Here is a 15,376-nt window from a genome sequence, read left to right on the forward strand (position 1 = left end):
TGAGGTCTCCGATCCTGTTGGCGAGCAGTGGTATTCGGTTACGTTTTCTCAGACGAGTTCGTCGATGCGGACCTCGAGCGGCGCCGCGGTGGCCGCGAGGACCTCGTCGACGGTGACGCCGGGTGCGAGTTCACGCAGTGCGAGGGTCCCGTCACCCACGACGTCGATCACCGCGAGATCGGTGATGATCCGGTCGACGACACCCTGCCCGGTCAGGGGCAGCGAGCAGGTGTCGACGATCTTCGAATTGCCCTCGCGGTCGGTGTGTTCCATGACCACGATGACCCGGCTGGCGCCGTGCACCAGGTCCATGGCGCCGCCCATGCCCTTGACCATCTTGCCGGGGACCATCCAGTTGGCCAGGTCGCCCGTGCTGGAGACCTGCATGCCGCCGAGCACGGCGGTGTCGATGTGCCCACCGCGGATCATCCCGAACGACAGTGCCGAATCGAAGAAGGCCGCACCGGGATTGACGGTCACCGTCTCCTTGCCCGCGTTGATCAGGTCCGGGTCGACGTTCTCCTCGGTGGGGTACGGGCCGGTGCCGAGGATGCCGTTCTCCGAGTGCAGCGTCACGTGCACGTCCGGCGGGAGATGGCCGGGGATGAGCGTCGGCAGTCCGATACCGAGATTGACGTACTCGCCGTCGATCATCTCCTCGGCCGCGCGGGCCGCCATCTGATCTCGGGTCCATCCCTTGGTGCCGGTCATCGTGCCGCCCCTTCCGTTGCCTGAACTGTCCGCTTCTCGATCCGCTTGTCCTGCGGACCGGTTTCGACGATGCGCTGCACGAAGATTCCCGGCAGGTGCACCTGGGCGGGATCGAGCTCGCCGGGCTCGACGAGTTCCTCGACCTGCGCGATGGTGACCTTGCCGGCCATCGCGGCCAGCGGATTGAAGTTCATCGCCGTCTTGTCGAAGATCAGGTTGCCCGCGGTGTCGCCCTTGACCGCGTGCACCAGTGCGAAGTCGGCGGTGATGCCCTGCTCCATCACGTACCGCTTGTCGCCGAAGGCCCGGGTCTCCTTCGGCGGGGACGCCACGGCCACCGAGCCGTCGCCGTGGTACCGCCACGGCAGTCCGCCGTCGGCGACGGGGGTGCCGACGCCCGCGGGGGTGAAGAAGGCGGGGATGCCGGCGCCGCCGGCACGCAGCCGCTCGGCGAGGGTGCCCTGCGGGGTGAGCTCGACCTCGAGCTCACCGGCGAGGTACTGACGGGCGAACTCCTTGTTCTCGCCGACGTAGGAGGCGGTGACGCGGCGGATCTGCCGTCCGTTGAGCAGCAGGCCCAGGCCGTGGTCGTCGACACCGCAGTTGTTGGAGAAGACCTCCAGGTCGCCGACGCCGGACTCGACGAGCGCGCGGATCAGGGCGTCGGGGATGCCGCACAACCCGAACCCGCCGACGGCGATCGTCGCGCCGTCGGACACGTCCGCGACGGCCGCCGCGGGCGTACCGAACACTTTCGTTCCCATCAAGACCCCTCTCGAGAATTCGGTCCGTGCGGACCCGGTGCAGGATGTGTTCACTCAATGGACGAGCGCACATCGTTCGCCTACCACTACAAACGCCAGGTCCTTTTATTTCAAGACCTTGTCAGAGGCCTTTTCGAGATTGCTCGCCCATCGGAACGTCGTTGCGGCCGACGTTCACTGAGTGGACGTATTCTGGGGGCATGGCTGACGAGCAGAGACCTCAGGTGATCGGGCGGGTCGGAGCCCTCCTGCGGGCGATCGCCGGGCACGAACCGGTCGGATCGTCGACGTCCGACCTCGCGCGGGCGACGAGCCTCGCACGGCCGACCGTGCACCGCCTGCTGACCTCGCTCGCCGACGAGGGGCTCGTCGACCGTGACCCGAAGACCGGACGATGGTCGCTGGGACCCGAGCTCTACCTCCTGGGTTCGCTCGCGGCCGGCCGGTACGACATCACCGACCTCGCCCGGGACGTGCTGCGCGATCTCGCGCGGGAGACCGGCGAGAGCGCGTTCCTGTCCGCCCGGCGCGGTGACGAGACCGTGTGCCTCGCCAGCGAGGAGGGCAGCTTCCCCCTGCGCTCCCACGTCCTGCACGTCGGCATCCGGCTGCCGCTCGGGGTCGCCTCCGCGGGTCTGGTCATCCTGTCCCATCTCTCGGACCGCGACATCGACGAGTACCTGTCCCGCACCGACCTGACCGCGGAGTGGGGACCGGACCACACCCGGCAGGCGGTCGAGGAACGGATCGCCGCGACGCGCCTGGCCGGCTACTCCACCAATCCCGCTCTGCTCGTGGAAGGGAGCTGGGGGATGGGGGCCGCCGTCTTCGACCACCGCGACGCACCGGTCTGGGCGCTGAGCATCACCGGGGTCGAGAGCCGCTTCCGCGAGGATCGTCGCCCCGAACTCGGAGAACTGCTGCTCCGGCAGGCCCACCGGCTCACCCAGTTGCTGCGCCAGCGTCCCCGGCGCTCCGGGTGAGGGCCCCGAGGTGATCCGCGAGGGGCTGCGGCACCGGCTCGTCGTCCCGGCGTCCGGGCGGCCCGCATTGTCGTCGCGTCAGCCCGGCCCCCGTCCCGTGAGCACCTCGCGGGCCATCTCGGCCAGTTGCGCCGGCCGCCGGGCGAGGGCGTCGACGTCGACGTCCTGGCCGCCCATCGTCCCGGCGCGGAACCTCGCCGCCACACCCTCCGCAATGGCGGCGAGCTTCCACAGCGCGAAGGCCTGGTGGTAGCGCAGGTCGTCGAGATCGCGTCCGGTCGTGTCGGCATACCGGGTGGCGATCGTGTCGACGTCGAGGAAACCGTCGGCGGGATCGGGTGCCCAGCCGATCACGTCGGCCGAGGCCCAGGTGGCGGTGAGCCACCCGAGGTCGGCCAGGACGTCGCCGACGGTCCACAGTTCCCAGTCGAGCACCGCCCGGACCTCACCGTCGGGCCCGATCAGCAGGTTGCCCGGCCGGAAGTCGCCGTGCACCAACCCGGTCCACCGTTCGGCGGGCAGATGCCGGGTCAGGAGGTCGTGGACGTCCCACACGGGACCGGGACCGACACCGCCGTCGGCGAGCTGACGGCTCCAGCGCCGCAACTGGCGCTCGAGGTAGCTGCCGGGTCTGCGCATCTGCGCCAGCGGTCCGGTCGTGGTGTCCACCGCGTGGATCTTCGCGAGGGTGTCCACGATGCTGTGGGAGGCGGCCCGTCGGTGCTGCCGGGGGAGCGCGGCGACCGTCTCGGCATCGTCGAGGACGATGCCGTCGACGTGCGTCATCACGTAGAAGTCCGCGCCCGTCACCGCGTGGTCGGTGCAGTAGCCCAGTACCGGCGGCACCGGCACCGGGCCGCCGGCGAGCAGGTCGAGGATGCGCCATTCCCGCACGACGTCGTGGGCGGAGGAGAGCAGCGTCCCGGTCGGCGGCCGCCGCAGGACCCATCGCGTCCCTGCGTCGTCACGGACCCGGTAGGTGAGATTGGACCGGCCTCCGGTGATCAGCTCGAAGTGCAGCGGCGGTGCGACCGCCGGGAGGTTCTCGACGAACCACGCGGTGACGCGCGCGGGGTCGATTCCGATCGGCTCGCTCGCGGCATTCGCCTCAGCCATCGCGCCCCTGCTCTCGGTGGGAAGTCGTGTGCGGATCCTTCATGCCTACCCGCCCGGCGCACCGATCGGTGTGTGCCGTGCCGGGCGGGCCGAAAGTCCTGGAACACCGTCCAGAGGGAGCGGATCTCGGCGACCGTGCGAGTATGAGGCCCGTGAATGTCCTCACCAGAAACCACGTACGCGTCACCGGCCGGGCCGGCGCGCCCGTCGTGGTGCTGGCCCACGGGTTCGGCTGCGACCAGAACCTGTGGCGACTGGTGGTGCCGGAGTTGGAACGCGACTTCACCGTGGTGCGGTTCGACCACGTGGGGGCGGGCCGGTCGGATCTGTCGGCGTGGAGTGCGAAACGGTACTCGGATCTCGACGGCTACGCCGACGACGTGCTGGCGGTGTGCCGGGCGCTGGACCTCGGGCCGGTCGTCTTCGTCGGGCATTCGGTGAGCGCCATGATGGGGGTGCTTGCCGCCGCGCGCGACCCCGGCGCGTTCGCCGGGCTGGTGCTGCTGGCCCCGTCGCCGTGCTTCGTCGACGATCCGTCCACCGGATATCGGGGCGGGTTCAGCGCCGCCGACATCGAGGAGCTGCTCGAGTCGCTCGACGCGAACTACCTGGGCTGGTCGGGTGCGATGGCGCCCGTCGTCATGGGCAATCCGGAGCGTCCCGAACTCGGCGAGGAACTGACCGCCGCCTTCTGCCGCACCGATCCGGCGATCGCCCGGGTCTTCGCCCGCGTGACGTTCCTCTCCGACAACCGCGCGGACCTGGCGAACGTGCGTGTTCCGACCCTGGTGGCCCAGTGCTCACGCGACGCGATCGCCCCGCCGGAGGTGGGTGCGTTCGTCCACGCGCAGATTCCGGGAAGTCAGTTGGTGACATTGGACGCCACGGGGCATTGCCCGCAGCTCAGTGCTCCGGACGAGACCGTGGCCACGATCGCCGCCTTCGCCGGTTCGGTGGGGTGATGATCCCGACCCGGGAGACGGACGACGGCCGGAACCCGGGCGCCGGGGCGCCGGTGGGCGAGGATCGGGAGATTCGCGCCGCGCTGGCCGAGGACAGCGCCGAGAGCCTGTACGAGAACGCGCCCTGCGGCTACCTGTCCACCCTGCCGGACGGACGCATCGCGAAGATCAACGCGACTCTGCTGCAGTGGCTGGGACTCCGGCGCGACGAGGTGGTGGGCCGGCGGTACTTCTCCGACCTGCTCACGGTCGGCGGCCGCCTCTACCACGAGACCCACTTCGCCCCGCTGCTGCGCATGCAGGGTGAGATCAGCGGCATCGCACTGGAATTGAGGACGGCCGACGGTGCCCGCCTGCCCGTCCTGGTCACCTCGGTGGTCCGGTCCGACGACGGCGGGCAGCCGCTGCTGATCCGCACCACCGTCTTCGACGCCCGGGAGCGCCGGGCCTACGAGATCGAGCTGCTGCGCGCCCGCCGGGAGGCCGAGGACGAACGTCGACGCCTGCAGCGGCTGACCCGCACCCTCCAGGCGACGTTGCTGCCGCCCGACCTGCCACACGTGCCCGGTCTCGAGGTCGCCGCGCACTACCACATCGCGTCCCCGGACGAGGTCGGCGGCGACTTCTACGATCTGTTCCCGCTCGCTGCCGGCACCTGGGGCCTGTTCCTCGGCGACGTGTGCGGCAAGGGGGCGGCCGCGGCCGTGATGACCTCCGTCGCGCGCTACACCGTGCGTGCCGCAGCCGTCTACGCTTCCGGTCCGGCGGCGGTACTGGCCGACCTGAACACCGTCCTCGTCGAGCGGTACCGCATGCACGATCCGCGGTTCTGCACCGTCGTGTTCGGGACGCTCACCCCCGACCCGTCGCCGGGCAGCTTCCGCGTCACCCTGGCGTCGGGTGGGCACCCGCCGGCTCTGTTGCTGCGCGCCGACGGCAGCGCCGACTACGTGCCCATTCCGGGCGGTCAGCTCATCGGGTTGCTGCCGCGGGCCCACATCGCCAGCGCGGTGGTCCGGCTGGATCCCGGCGACACCCTGGTGCTCTACACCGACGGTCTCACCGAGGCCCGCAGCGCTCCGGGCGCCGACGAGCGCTACGGAGAGCAGGCTCTGCTCGACTTCGCCCGGATGCTGGGTCCGGTCACCGCCGCGGAGGCCGTCACCGCCGTCCGCGACCTCCTCGACACCCTGGGCACCGGGGTGGAGGACGACACGGCCGTCCTCGCCGTCCACGTGCCGCGCCGCAGCGTCGGATCCTGACCCCCGGGTCTCCCGTCACACCGGTCCTCGGGAGCGATTGACATCACACGGTCCCCGGCGCACACTATGCAAGCGCTCAGCAACTTGAATCTGACGTCAAGTTATGTGACTCCCTGCTGTGAAGGAGCACCGGATGACCGACGCACCCGCCGCGACGACCCGCGGCGTGGCCACCACCGACGACCTGGTCCTCGCCGAGCGGCGCGGACCGGTCGTCCTGCTCACCCTCAACCGGCCGGCCAAGCTCAACGCCTGGAGCAACGCCCTCGAGGACCGCTACTTCGACCTGCTCGCGCAGGCCGACGACGATCCGCAGGTACGGGCCGTCGTCGTCACCGGCGCCGGCCGCGGATTCTGCTCCGGTGCCGACCTCGACGACCTGCGCCACGTCGCCGACGCCACGGACGAAGACCTGGTGCGCCCGCGCCCTCGCGACTTCCCGTTGCGCGTCCGCAAGCCGATCGTCGCCGCGATCCGCGGTCCCGTCGCGGGGCTCGGTCTGGTCGAGGCCCTCTACTGCGACGTCCGCTTCGGCGACGCGACCGCCCGCTTCACCGCCGCGTTCGCGCGCCGGGGACTCATCGCCGAGTACGGCGTCACCTGGCTGCTGCCCCGCGTCGTCGGCCACAGCCGCGCGACGGACCTGCTGCTGTCGAGTCGCATGATCGACGCCGACGAGGCCCACCGGATCGGCCTGCTCGACCACCTGGTCACCACCGGCAGCGTGGTCGACGCGGCCGTCGCGTACGCGACCGACCTCGCTGTCCACTGCGCACCGCGGTCGATGGCGACGATCAAGTCGCAACTGCGCGACGATGCAGACCGGTCCTACCCGGACGCCGTGGCCGGCGCGGACCGCCTGATGGTCGAAGCCTTCCGCGGTCCCGACGTCGCCGAGGGCGTCGCCAGCCACCTCGAGCGGCGCGCCCCCGAGTTCGCCGCCCTGCCCGGGAGTGCCCATGCCACTGCGTGAAACCGTCGGCATCGACCCGGACGCGATCCTGCGCTGGCTGGGCGATCTCGGCATCGAGCACACCGCACCGCTGACCTTCGATCGCATCGGTCTCGGGCAGTCGAACCTGACCTACCTCGTGCAGGACGGCGACGGGCGCCGGTGGGTGCTGCGGCGACCACCGCTCGGACATCTGCTGGCGTCCGCACACGACGTCGCGCGCGAGGCCCGCATCCTCTCGGCGCTCGAGTCCACCGACGTGCCGACACCGACCGTGTTCGGACTCACCGACGATCCGGCGATCAGCGACGTGCCGATGGTGCTCATGGAGTACGTCGACGGACAGGTGGTGGACCGGATGTCCGTCGCGGAGTCCCTGACGCCGGAGCGCCGCCGCCGGATCGGGTTGTCGCTCGCGCGGACGCTCGGCCGCATCCATGCCGTGGACCTCGACAGCACGGGCCTCGCCGCCCTGGCCCGCCCCAAGCCGTATGCCGAGCGGCAGCTGCACCGCTGGGCCGGCCAGTGGGAGAAGTCGAAGACCCGCGAGCTGCCCGAACTCGACGACCTGACCCGCCGGCTCCTGGCCGCGGTGCCTCCGCAGCACGAAACCACCCTGGTGCACGGCGATTTCCATCTGCGCAACGTCATCACCTCGTACGACAGCGGTGACGTCGTCGCGGCGCTGGACTGGGAGCTGTCCACCGTCGGCGACCCGCTCGCCGACGTCGGGTCGCTGTTCGCCTACTGGCCCGAGCCCGGGGAGGACACCGGCGGCGACTTTCCCGCCTCCACCCTCGAGGGTTTCCCCAGCCGCGCCGAACTCGCCGCCGTCTACCTGGACGAGACGGGCCGCGACCCGGCGGCACTGCAGTTCTGGCACGCGCTCGGATTGTGGAAGGTGGCGGTGATCGCGGAAGGCGTGATGCGCCGCGCGCTCGACGAACCGCAGAACAAGGCCGCGGCCGGCACTCCCACGATCGAACGCATCGACGCCCTGGTTCACAAGGCCCGCGAGATCGCCGACGACGCCGGCATCTGACGCCCCGACCCCTCGACACGCAGGAGACGACGATGTCCCCCGACGAGCAGACGACCGCACGCGACCTCTCCGCGCGTGTGAAGACGCTTCTGTCCGAACATGATCCGAGCACAACCCGGCCCGAGGACTTCCTCGGCGCACGATTCGACGCCGGCCTCGCCTGGGTGCACTTCCCGCCGGGCCACGGCGGGCTCGGCCTGCCGCAGAGCCACCAGGCGCAGGTCGAGGCCGAACTGGCCGCCGCCGGCGCGCCCCGGCCCGCCGCCGGCCGCAACGGCATCGGCCTGGGCATGGCCGCCCCCACCATCGCCGCCTTCGGCACCGAGGAGCAGAAGAGCCGGTTCCTGCGCCCGATCTACACCGGACAGCACATCTACTGCCAGCTGTTCAGCGAGCCCGGCGCCGGCTCCGACCTGGCCGCCGTCGCGACCCGCGCCGTCCGCGACGGTGACGACTGGATCGTCGACGGCCAGAAGGTGTGGACCTCCGGCGCACAGAACGCGCAGATGGCGATCCTGGTGGCCCGCACCGATCCGTCCGTGCCCAAACACGCAGGGCTGACGTACTTCCTGCTCGACATGAGCGATCCCGGCGTCGACGTGCGGCCGCTGCGGCAGATCACCGGTGAGGCCGAGTTCAACGAGGTGTTCCTCACCGGAGTGCGGGTACCCGACGCCGATCGGCTCGGTGACGAAGGGCAGGGCTGGCGCGTCGCCACCACCACCCTCAACAACGAACGCGTCGCGATCGGCTCCGGTGCGCCCCGCGAGGGCGGCATGATCGGCAAGGTCACCGAGGCCTGGCGCGAGCGCCCCGAGGTGCGCGACCCGGCGCGGCACGACGAGCTGATGCGGCTGTGGGTCGAGGCCGAGGTGACCCGGCTGACCGGCGAACGCCTGCGCCAGCAGCTCGCCGCGGGCCAGCCCGGCCCGGAGGGCTCCGGCATGAAACTCGCGTTCGCCCGCCTCGCCCAGACGATCTCGGGCTTCGAGGTGGAACTGCACGGCGAGCAGGGCCTGCGCTACGACGACTGGACCCTGCGCCGGCCCGAATCGGTGGACTTCACCGGCCGCGAACCCGGATACCGGTACCTGCGCGCCAAGGGCAACTCGATCGAGGGCGGCACGTCGGAGATCCTGCGCAACGTCGTCGCCGAGCGGGTGCTCGGGCTGCCGCCGGAACACCGTGTGGACAAGGACATTCCGTGGAAGGACCTGGCGCGATGACCGACCTGCTGTACTCCGACACCGAGGACGCCCTGCGCGACAGCGTCCGTCGCATGCTCACCGAACGCTGCCCTGCGTCCGTCGTGACGACCGCGTACGACGCTGCGCCCGCCGACTTCTCGGGCGTGTGGAAGACCGTGGCCGTCGAACTCGGACTGGCCGGACTGCTGGTCCCCGAATCTCTCGGCGGCGCCGACGCGAGCACCCGCGAGGCCGCGGTCGTCATGGAGGAGGTCGGCCGGGCCGCCGCCCCGGTGCCGTACCTGTCGAGCGCGGTGCTCGCCACCGTCGCGCTGCTGCGTGCCGGCGACACCGGGACCGTGCCGGACCTGGCGGCCGGTGCCGTCACCGGCGCCCTCGCGGTCCCGCTGTCGACGGGGCCGGACGCCGCGATCACCGGGGTGCGTCGCACCGGCGACGGGCTGACCGGCCGGGTCACCAGCGTTGCCGGAGCACACGAGGCCGACGTGCTCGTCGTCCCCGTCGCGGGCGCTGACGGCCTCGAACTGCACACCGTCCGGTCGGACGCCGCCGGCGTCACCGTGACCCCCGTGCTGTCATTGGATATGACCCGGCCGATCGCCGACATCGAGTTCACCGGGGCCGCCTCCACCCGCGTCGACGACGGCGACGCGGCAGCGGCGGTGGCCGAGGCGCTCCGGTGCGGGGCGGTGCTGCTCGCCTCCGAGCAACTCGGGGTGGCCCAGTGGTGCCTCGAGACGACCGTCGCCTACGTCAAGGAGCGCCGCCAGTTCGGTCGCGCCGTCGGCTCGTACCAGGCGATCAAGCACCGGCTCGCCGACCTGTGGCTCGAGGTGGGCGCCGCGCAGTCGGCCGCCCGGTACGCGGCCGACGCGTACGCGCGCGGCGACGACGACACCGCGATCGCGACCGCCGTCGCCCAGTCGTACTGCAGCGACGTCGCGGTGCACGCCGCCGAGGAGTGCATCCAGTTGCACGGCGGCATCGGAATGACCTGGGAGTACCCGGCGCACCTCTACCTCAAGCGGGCCAAGGCCGATCAGCTCGCGCTCGGCGTCCCGTCCCGGCACCGCGCCCGCCTGGCCGAGCTCGTCGACCTGCCGGTCGAATGAACTCGACTGCGCTGCAACCACACACGAGAGGACAGGTGTCGCGACTATGAGCTGGTACGACGACAGGCCCTGGATGGCGCAGTACGATCCCCGCGTAGCCGAGGCCGGGCCCGTCCCGCGGCGGACCACCCTCGAGGTGTTCGCGGACGCCGTCGCCACGGCGCCGGACGGACCGGCGATCACGTATCTCGGTGCGACGCTGACGTATCGGGAGGTCGACCAGCTCAGCGACGGGGTGGCGGCGTACCTGCTCGCGCAGGGATTCCGCACGGGTGACCGGCTCGCCGTGTACCTGCAGAACGTGCCACAGTTCGTCCTCGCGCTGTTCGGTGCGTGGAAGGCCGGCGGCGCGGTGGTGCCGCTGAACCCGATGTACAAGGACGAGCTCGACCACATCCTCACCGACGCAGGCGTCGTCGCCGTCGTGTGCGGTGAACAGCCGTGGGCGGACCGGGTGGCGGAGCGGTCCGCCGGGGCGGGCGTGACGATCGCGTTGACGGCGAGCGAGCTGGACCTGCAGACCTCGAACGACGAGCGGCTCTTCGCCGGTGTCGAGCGCCGCCGGACCCCGGGTGTCCCCGATCTGCTCGAGGTCGCCCGCGAGTGGGCCGGCCGCCCCGTCCCCGACCCTGGCCTGGTCCCCGACGACATCGCGCTCGTCTCCTACACGTCCGGGACGAGCGGACTGCCCAAGGGTGCCACCAACACCCACGCGAACCTCACCGTCAACTGCGTACTGCTGCGCCTGTACGACGAAATCCCGGCGGGTTCGCCGATCTTCGCGCTCGCGCCGCTGTTCCACATCACCGGGATGGTCGTGCAGCTGCTCACGGCGGTGGATCTGGCCGGTCCGCTGGTCCTGGCCTACCGCTTCGACGCCGGGGTGGTGCTCGACGTCCTGAAGCGGGAGCGGCCCGCGTTCATGGTCGGCCCGTCGACCGCGTTCATGGCGCTGCTGGCACATCCGTCGTTCTCGTCGGACGCGTTCGAGTCGCTGCTGACTCTCAATTCCGGTGGCGCGCCGCTGCCGCCGGCCATCGTCGAACGCTTCCGCGAGCGGACCGGCCTCTACATCCGCAACGGGTACGGCCTGACGGAGACCAGTGCGCCCTGCGTCGTCGTGCCTTCCGGTCGTGAGGCGCCGGTGGATCCGGACTCGGGCACACTGTCCATCGGTCTGCCGCTGCCCACCGCGACGGTGCGCATCGTCGACGAGGACGGCAAGGACCTCGGACCGGGCGAGGTCGGGGAGATCGCCGTCGAGGGGCCGATGGTCGTCCCCGCCTACTGGAATCTGCCCGAGGCCACTGCCCAGTCCATTCCGGGCGGACGGTTGCTGACCGGTGACGTCGGCTTCATGGACGCACAGGGCTGGGTGTACGTCGTCGACCGCAAGAAGGACATGATCAACGCCTCCGGGTTCAAGGTCTGGCCCCGCGAGGTCGAGGACGTGCTCTACCGGCATCCGGCGGTCCGGGAGGCCGCGGTCGTCGGCGTGCCCGACTCCTACCGCGGCGAGTCGGTCGCCGCGTTCGTGAGCCTGCGCCCGGACCAGCAGGTCGACCCGGACGAACTGGTGACCTGGTGCCGCGAGCGGCTGGCCGCCTACAAGGCACCCCGGTCGGTCGAGATCCTCGACGAGCTGCCCAAGACCACCAGCGGGAAGATCCTGCGCCGCGAGATGCGCAGGGTCGCATCGTCCTGACCCGAGGAGGAGACACGTGCCGAGCATCGACGAGATCCTGCGCCTGCGCGAGATCGCCCCGGCGACGTTCCGCGCCGCCCCGGTGCCGACCGAGATGGAGCGCACCTTCGGCGGTCAGGTCGCGGGGCAGGCGCTCGCCGCGGCGGCACGGACCGTGCCGCAGGAGTTCGGCGTGCACTCGGTGCACGGCCACTTCCTGCGCCCTGGCCGGCCGCTCGAGCCCGCCGACTATCACGTGGACGCCGTGCGGGACGGCGGCAGCTTCCGCACCCGCTACGTCACCGCGGTCCAGGACGGCGAGACCGTGTTCACCCTGACCGCCTCGTTCCACCGCGGTGACGACGGGCACGCCCACCAGACGGCCATGCCGCCCACGACCGGACCGGAGGAGGTCACGGAGAACGGGCGCCCGTGGGCCGCGTGGTACGACTTCCCGGAATGGGACGACTGGGAACGTCGCTGGCTCCCGGCGGACGAGGCCACACCCGACGCGCCGGCGCGCCGGCGGCTGTGGATCCGGCACCGCACCCCGCTGCCCGACGACCCGGTCCTGCACGCCTGTGCCCTGACCTACTGCAGCGACATGGCGCTGCTCGACATCGCCGTCCTGCCGCATCCCGAAAGGCCGATCCAGGGGGCGTCGCTCGACCACGCGGTGTGGTTCCTGCGGCCGTTCCGGGTGGACGAATGGCTGCTGTTCGATCAGGTGTCGCCGTCGTCCGATTCGGGACGCGCCCTGATCCAGGGACAGATCTTCGACACGACCGGACGACTGGTCGCCGCCGTCGCGCAGGAAGGCATGGTGCGGTTCCACACCGAGCGCGCCGCGGCCGTCGGTGCCGGACGCGCCGAAGGGCGGGATCGATGAACCGCGCCGCGCCCGAGCGCTCGGCCGTCCTCGTCGACTTCGGTGGCGTGCTCACCACGAGCGTGTTCGCCGCGTTCGAGCAGTTCGGCGCGGCACTCGGCGATCCGGGACTGCCGCTGCGGCTGCTCGGCGGCGACCCGGACTCGCGACGGCTGCTCGCCGACCACGAGTCGGGGCGCATCGACGCGGAGGAGTTCGAGCAGGGCTTCGCCGGACGGCTCCGCGCCCACGGAGCTGCCGTGACCGCGGAAGGACTCGCCGCCCGGATGCAGGCCGGGCTGCGGCGCGACGACCGGACGGTGGCCCTCCTCGACGATCTGCGGGCCGCCGGCGTGCCGGTGGCGCTGGTGTCCAACGCCTTCGGACGGGACTGCTACGCGGGCTTCGAGCTGACCGCACTCGCGGACGAGGTGGTGATCTCCGCCGAGGTCGGCATCCGTAAGCCGTCACGCCGGATCTACGCCCTCGCGTGCGAGCGCCTGGGGGTCGCCCCCGAACAGGCCGTCATGATCGACGACCTGCAGCAGAACCTCCACGGAGCGGCGCGGATCGGCATCGCCGGTGTGCTGCACACCGACGCCGACCGCACCCGCTCCGAGCTCGCCGAGCGATTCGGCTTCGTGACGGGGCAGGTGCCCGGCCAGGTGTGAGCCCCGGGCGCGCGGGTACCCGCCACCCATGACCAACGCACATCCTCACGGTCTCGATGCCGCGCCGTCCGGCGCTGCGGGCTCGTCGGACGAGTCGGTCAAGGAGAGGCAGCTGCTGCAGGTGCTGACAAAGGCGGTGAACACCCTCGGTGAGGCCGGGGTACGGTTCGCCGTCGGCGGCGGCTGCGCGGTGTACGCCCGTGGTGGCCCGGCGTCCGACCACGACGTGGACCTGTTCGTCCGCCCGCACGATGTGGACGCCGCGCGGGAGGCGCTCGTCGCCGCCGGCATGCGTCCCGTCGACCCGCCCGAGAACTGGCTGAGCAAGGTCTACGAGGGTGATCACCTCGTGGACCTGATCTTCCGGCCCAACGACCGGGACGTCGACGATTCGATGCTCGCCCGCGCACAGTGGATGCGCATCGGTCCGACCGCGGCGCCGGTGATCAGCGGCACCGACCTGATGAGCGACAAGCTCAACGTGCTCGACGCCCACCGCTGCGACTTCGCGCCGTTGCTGCGTATCGCCCGCGCCCTGCGCGAGCAGGTGGACTGGGGGCAGGTGGCCACCGCGACGGCCGCATCGCCGTACGCCCGCGCCTTCCTCGGCCTGCTCGCCGATCTGGGCATCATCGAACCCGACCCGGAGGCCCGACGATGAGTCACGAACACCCGGAGCACCCGCAGTACGTGGTGGCGCACCTGCACCGCGCCCTGGCCGAGGACCCCCGTACCGCCGAACAGGGCGTGCGCGTCACGATCCGCGGCACCGACGTCTACCTGACCGGCGAGGTCGCCAGCGCCGCGCGTCGTGACGCGCTGACCGTGGTGGTGCAGGAACAGTTGCCGGGCGTCACCGTCCACAACGACGTGCACGTGGTCGACTCGCGCGACCCCGGAACTTCGGTGGAGGAACTGCGATGAGGATTGCTGCCGTCGGAGACGTACACCTGGCCGAGGACGCCCGCGGGCATCTGCGGCCCGCTCTCGAACACCTGCACGAGCACGCCGATGTGCTGCTGCTCGCCGGTGACCTCACTCGGCACGGCACCGTCGACGAGGCGCGCGTCGTCGCCGACGAGTTCGGCGATCTTGCGGTGCCCGTCGTCGGTGTGCTCGGCAACCACGACTACCACAGCGACGCCGAGGACGAGATCACCGAGCTGCTCCGCGACCGGGGCATCGTCGTGCTCGAGGGGGAGTCGGTCGTCCTCGACGTCGACGGGGCCCGGCTCGGCGTGGCGGGAACCAAGGGGTTCGGCGGGGGTTTCGCGGGCAAGTGCGCGAGCGCGTTCGGTGAGCCGGAGATGAAGCAGTTCGCCGGGCACACCATGGAACTGGCCGACAGGTTCCGTGGCGCCGTCGCCGAGCTCGACGGTGCCGACGTCCGCGTGGCGCTGCTGCACTATTCGCCGATCAGCGACACCCTGCGCGGCGAGCCCGCCGAGATCTATCCGTTCCTCGGGTCGTATCTGCTGGGCGAGCCGATCGACGAGTTCCAGCTCGATCTCGCCGTGCACGGGCACGCCCACGCGGGATGCGAGCGCGGCACGACCCCGGGCGGCGTGCGGGTCCGCAACGTCGCACAGCCGGTCATCCGAACCGCGTACGCGGTGTACCGGTTCGAGAACTGATCGCGCCCGGGCGGTCGCGGGGCGGCACCGACCGGGCTCGATCACCGAGTCCGTCGCCCTCGGATCGGCGAACCACCGACGGTTGCCCGCGGCTCGAGAAACACTGTCGTGCAGGATTTTCGCAGCGACCGATGCCGACCCGTCGGGGCAGATCCTGTCCGACTGCATTGCGAACGAACAGCTGTACCGGCTGCTGTCGACCGCGACGGCCGGCGGGAACCTACATCCGATCCGGCTCCGGCTGCACAATTTCCCTGCCCGGTGCCGCGGCTCGAGCATCCGTCGACGCCGGCGCGCACGATCGCCGCCCGTCGGCCGGAGATCGACGCGTTGTCACCACCGGCACCGCTTTCGAGGGGCTCGCACCGCGACGTGCAACCGAACGACCAGAACCATCGCAATGAGCA

At 71.2% G+C, this 15,376-nt stretch carries 16 protein-coding genes; 13 read left to right on the forward strand and 3 right to left on the reverse strand.

Annotation, left to right across the window (positions count from 1 at the left end; translation table 11 throughout):
• Positions 1-48: 48 nt before the first annotated feature.
• Positions 49-711: a CoA transferase subunit B gene (locus QYS60_RS13210; RefSeq protein WP_054373893.1), complete on the reverse strand. Its 663-nt coding sequence runs from the start codon at positions 709-711 to the stop codon at positions 49-51.
• The gene (locus QYS60_RS13215; protein WP_289377487.1) at positions 708-1,475 is read right to left on the reverse strand and encodes a CoA transferase subunit A; all 768 of its coding nucleotides are present in this window, start codon (positions 1,473-1,475) and stop codon (positions 708-710) included. The genes QYS60_RS13210 and QYS60_RS13215 overlap by 4 nt, the downstream gene beginning before the upstream one ends.
• Before the next feature lie 200 nt (positions 1,476-1,675).
• Here QYS60_RS13215 and QYS60_RS13220 point away from each other — a divergent pair, with 200 nt between their 5' ends.
• Positions 1,676-2,458: an IclR family transcriptional regulator gene (locus QYS60_RS13220; RefSeq protein WP_289377488.1), complete on the forward strand. Its 783-nt coding sequence runs from the start codon at positions 1,676-1,678 to the stop codon at positions 2,456-2,458.
• Between the two features lie 78 nt (positions 2,459-2,536).
• Here the strand turns inward: QYS60_RS13220 and QYS60_RS13225 are convergent, their stop codons facing one another.
• Positions 2,537-3,574: a phosphotransferase family protein gene (locus tag QYS60_RS13225; RefSeq protein WP_371383395.1), complete on the reverse strand. Its 1,038-nt coding sequence runs from the start codon at positions 3,572-3,574 to the stop codon at positions 2,537-2,539.
• Between the two features lie 152 nt (positions 3,575-3,726).
• On the opposite strand from QYS60_RS13225, the gene QYS60_RS13230 reads away from it, so the two are divergent.
• The 12 genes from QYS60_RS13230 (at position 3,727) to QYS60_RS13285 (ending at position 14,969) form a co-directional block, all read left to right on the forward strand.
• Entirely contained in the window at positions 3,727-4,536 is an 810-nt protein-coding gene (locus QYS60_RS13230) for an alpha/beta fold hydrolase (protein WP_289377536.1), read from the forward strand.
• Complete coding sequence (locus tag QYS60_RS13235; protein WP_289377490.1) at positions 4,536-5,798, forward strand: SpoIIE family protein phosphatase; 1,263 nt, start codon at positions 4,536-4,538, stop codon at positions 5,796-5,798. The genes QYS60_RS13230 and QYS60_RS13235 overlap by 1 nt, the downstream gene beginning before the upstream one ends.
• Before the next feature lie 133 nt (positions 5,799-5,931).
• Positions 5,932-6,771, forward strand: coding sequence for an enoyl-CoA hydratase-related protein (locus tag QYS60_RS13240; protein WP_289377491.1), 840 nt, complete (start codon positions 5,932-5,934; stop codon positions 6,769-6,771).
• Positions 6,758-7,792: a phosphotransferase family protein gene (locus QYS60_RS13245; RefSeq protein WP_268966320.1), complete on the forward strand. Its 1,035-nt coding sequence runs from the start codon at positions 6,758-6,760 to the stop codon at positions 7,790-7,792. Before QYS60_RS13240 ends, QYS60_RS13245 begins: the two co-directional genes overlap by 14 nt.
• A 32-nt stretch (positions 7,793-7,824) precedes the next feature.
• A complete protein-coding gene (locus QYS60_RS13250) occupies positions 7,825-9,018 on the forward strand; it encodes an acyl-CoA dehydrogenase family protein (RefSeq protein WP_371383396.1) in 1,194 nt (397 codons plus the stop codon).
• The gene (locus QYS60_RS13255; protein WP_371383397.1) at positions 9,015-10,112 is read left to right on the forward strand and encodes an acyl-CoA dehydrogenase family protein; all 1,098 of its coding nucleotides are present in this window, start codon (positions 9,015-9,017) and stop codon (positions 10,110-10,112) included. Before QYS60_RS13250 ends, QYS60_RS13255 begins: the two co-directional genes overlap by 4 nt.
• A gap of 46 nt (positions 10,113-10,158) precedes the next feature.
• Positions 10,159-11,817, forward strand: coding sequence for an AMP-binding protein (locus tag QYS60_RS13260; protein WP_371383398.1), 1,659 nt, complete (start codon positions 10,159-10,161; stop codon positions 11,815-11,817).
• 16 nt (positions 11,818-11,833) lie between these two features.
• A complete protein-coding gene (locus QYS60_RS13265) occupies positions 11,834-12,685 on the forward strand; it encodes an acyl-CoA thioesterase (RefSeq protein ID WP_371383399.1) in 852 nt (283 codons plus the stop codon).
• Entirely contained in the window at positions 12,682-13,335 is a 654-nt protein-coding gene (locus QYS60_RS13270) for an HAD family hydrolase (protein ID WP_371383400.1), read from the forward strand. Before QYS60_RS13265 ends, QYS60_RS13270 begins: the two co-directional genes overlap by 4 nt.
• Positions 13,336-13,363: 28 nt before the next feature.
• A complete protein-coding gene (locus QYS60_RS13275) occupies positions 13,364-13,996 on the forward strand; it encodes a nucleotidyltransferase (RefSeq protein WP_029539981.1) in 633 nt (210 codons plus the stop codon).
• Complete coding sequence (locus QYS60_RS13280; RefSeq protein ID WP_029539982.1) at positions 13,993-14,259, forward strand: BON domain-containing protein; 267 nt, start codon at positions 13,993-13,995, stop codon at positions 14,257-14,259. Before QYS60_RS13275 ends, QYS60_RS13280 begins: the two co-directional genes overlap by 4 nt.
• Positions 14,256-14,969 (forward strand): metallophosphoesterase, encoded by a 714-nt coding sequence (locus QYS60_RS13285; RefSeq protein ID WP_371383401.1) that lies wholly within the window; start codon positions 14,256-14,258, stop codon positions 14,967-14,969. The genes QYS60_RS13280 and QYS60_RS13285 overlap by 4 nt, the downstream gene beginning before the upstream one ends.
• Positions 14,970-15,376: the final 407 nt, after the last annotated feature.

The organism is Rhodococcus sp. GXMU-t2271 (assembly GCF_041414735.1).
Taxonomy (GTDB): Bacteria; Actinomycetota; Actinomycetes; order Mycobacteriales; family Mycobacteriaceae; genus Rhodococcus; species Rhodococcus indonesiensis.

Coding starts and splice junctions, on each gene's coding strand:
- QYS60_RS13240 (WP_289377491.1), top strand. CDS start 5,932: ATGACCGACGCACCCGCCGCGACGACCCGCGGCGTGGCCACCACCGAC.
- QYS60_RS13215 (WP_289377487.1), bottom strand. CDS start 1,475: ATGGGAACGAAAGTGTTCGGTACGCCCGCGGCGGCCGTCGCGGACGTG.
- QYS60_RS13220 (WP_289377488.1), top strand. CDS start 1,676: ATGGCTGACGAGCAGAGACCTCAGGTGATCGGGCGGGTCGGAGCCCTC.
- QYS60_RS13250 (WP_371383396.1), top strand. CDS start 7,825: ATGTCCCCCGACGAGCAGACGACCGCACGCGACCTCTCCGCGCGTGTG.
- QYS60_RS13285 (WP_371383401.1), top strand. CDS start 14,256: ATGAGGATTGCTGCCGTCGGAGACGTACACCTGGCCGAGGACGCCCGC.
- QYS60_RS13235 (WP_289377490.1), top strand. CDS start 4,536: ATGATCCCGACCCGGGAGACGGACGACGGCCGGAACCCGGGCGCCGGG.
- QYS60_RS13255 (WP_371383397.1), top strand. CDS start 9,015: ATGACCGACCTGCTGTACTCCGACACCGAGGACGCCCTGCGCGACAGC.
- QYS60_RS13280 (WP_029539982.1), top strand. CDS start 13,993: ATGAGTCACGAACACCCGGAGCACCCGCAGTACGTGGTGGCGCACCTG.
- QYS60_RS13260 (WP_371383398.1), top strand. CDS start 10,159: ATGAGCTGGTACGACGACAGGCCCTGGATGGCGCAGTACGATCCCCGC.
- QYS60_RS13270 (WP_371383400.1), top strand. CDS start 12,682: ATGAACCGCGCCGCGCCCGAGCGCTCGGCCGTCCTCGTCGACTTCGGT.
- QYS60_RS13225 (WP_371383395.1), bottom strand. CDS start 3,574: ATGGCTGAGGCGAATGCCGCGAGCGAGCCGATCGGAATCGACCCCGCG.
- QYS60_RS13245 (WP_268966320.1), top strand. CDS start 6,758: ATGCCACTGCGTGAAACCGTCGGCATCGACCCGGACGCGATCCTGCGC.
- QYS60_RS13275 (WP_029539981.1), top strand. CDS start 13,364: ATGACCAACGCACATCCTCACGGTCTCGATGCCGCGCCGTCCGGCGCT.
- QYS60_RS13210 (WP_054373893.1), bottom strand. CDS start 711: ATGACCGGCACCAAGGGATGGACCCGAGATCAGATGGCGGCCCGCGCG.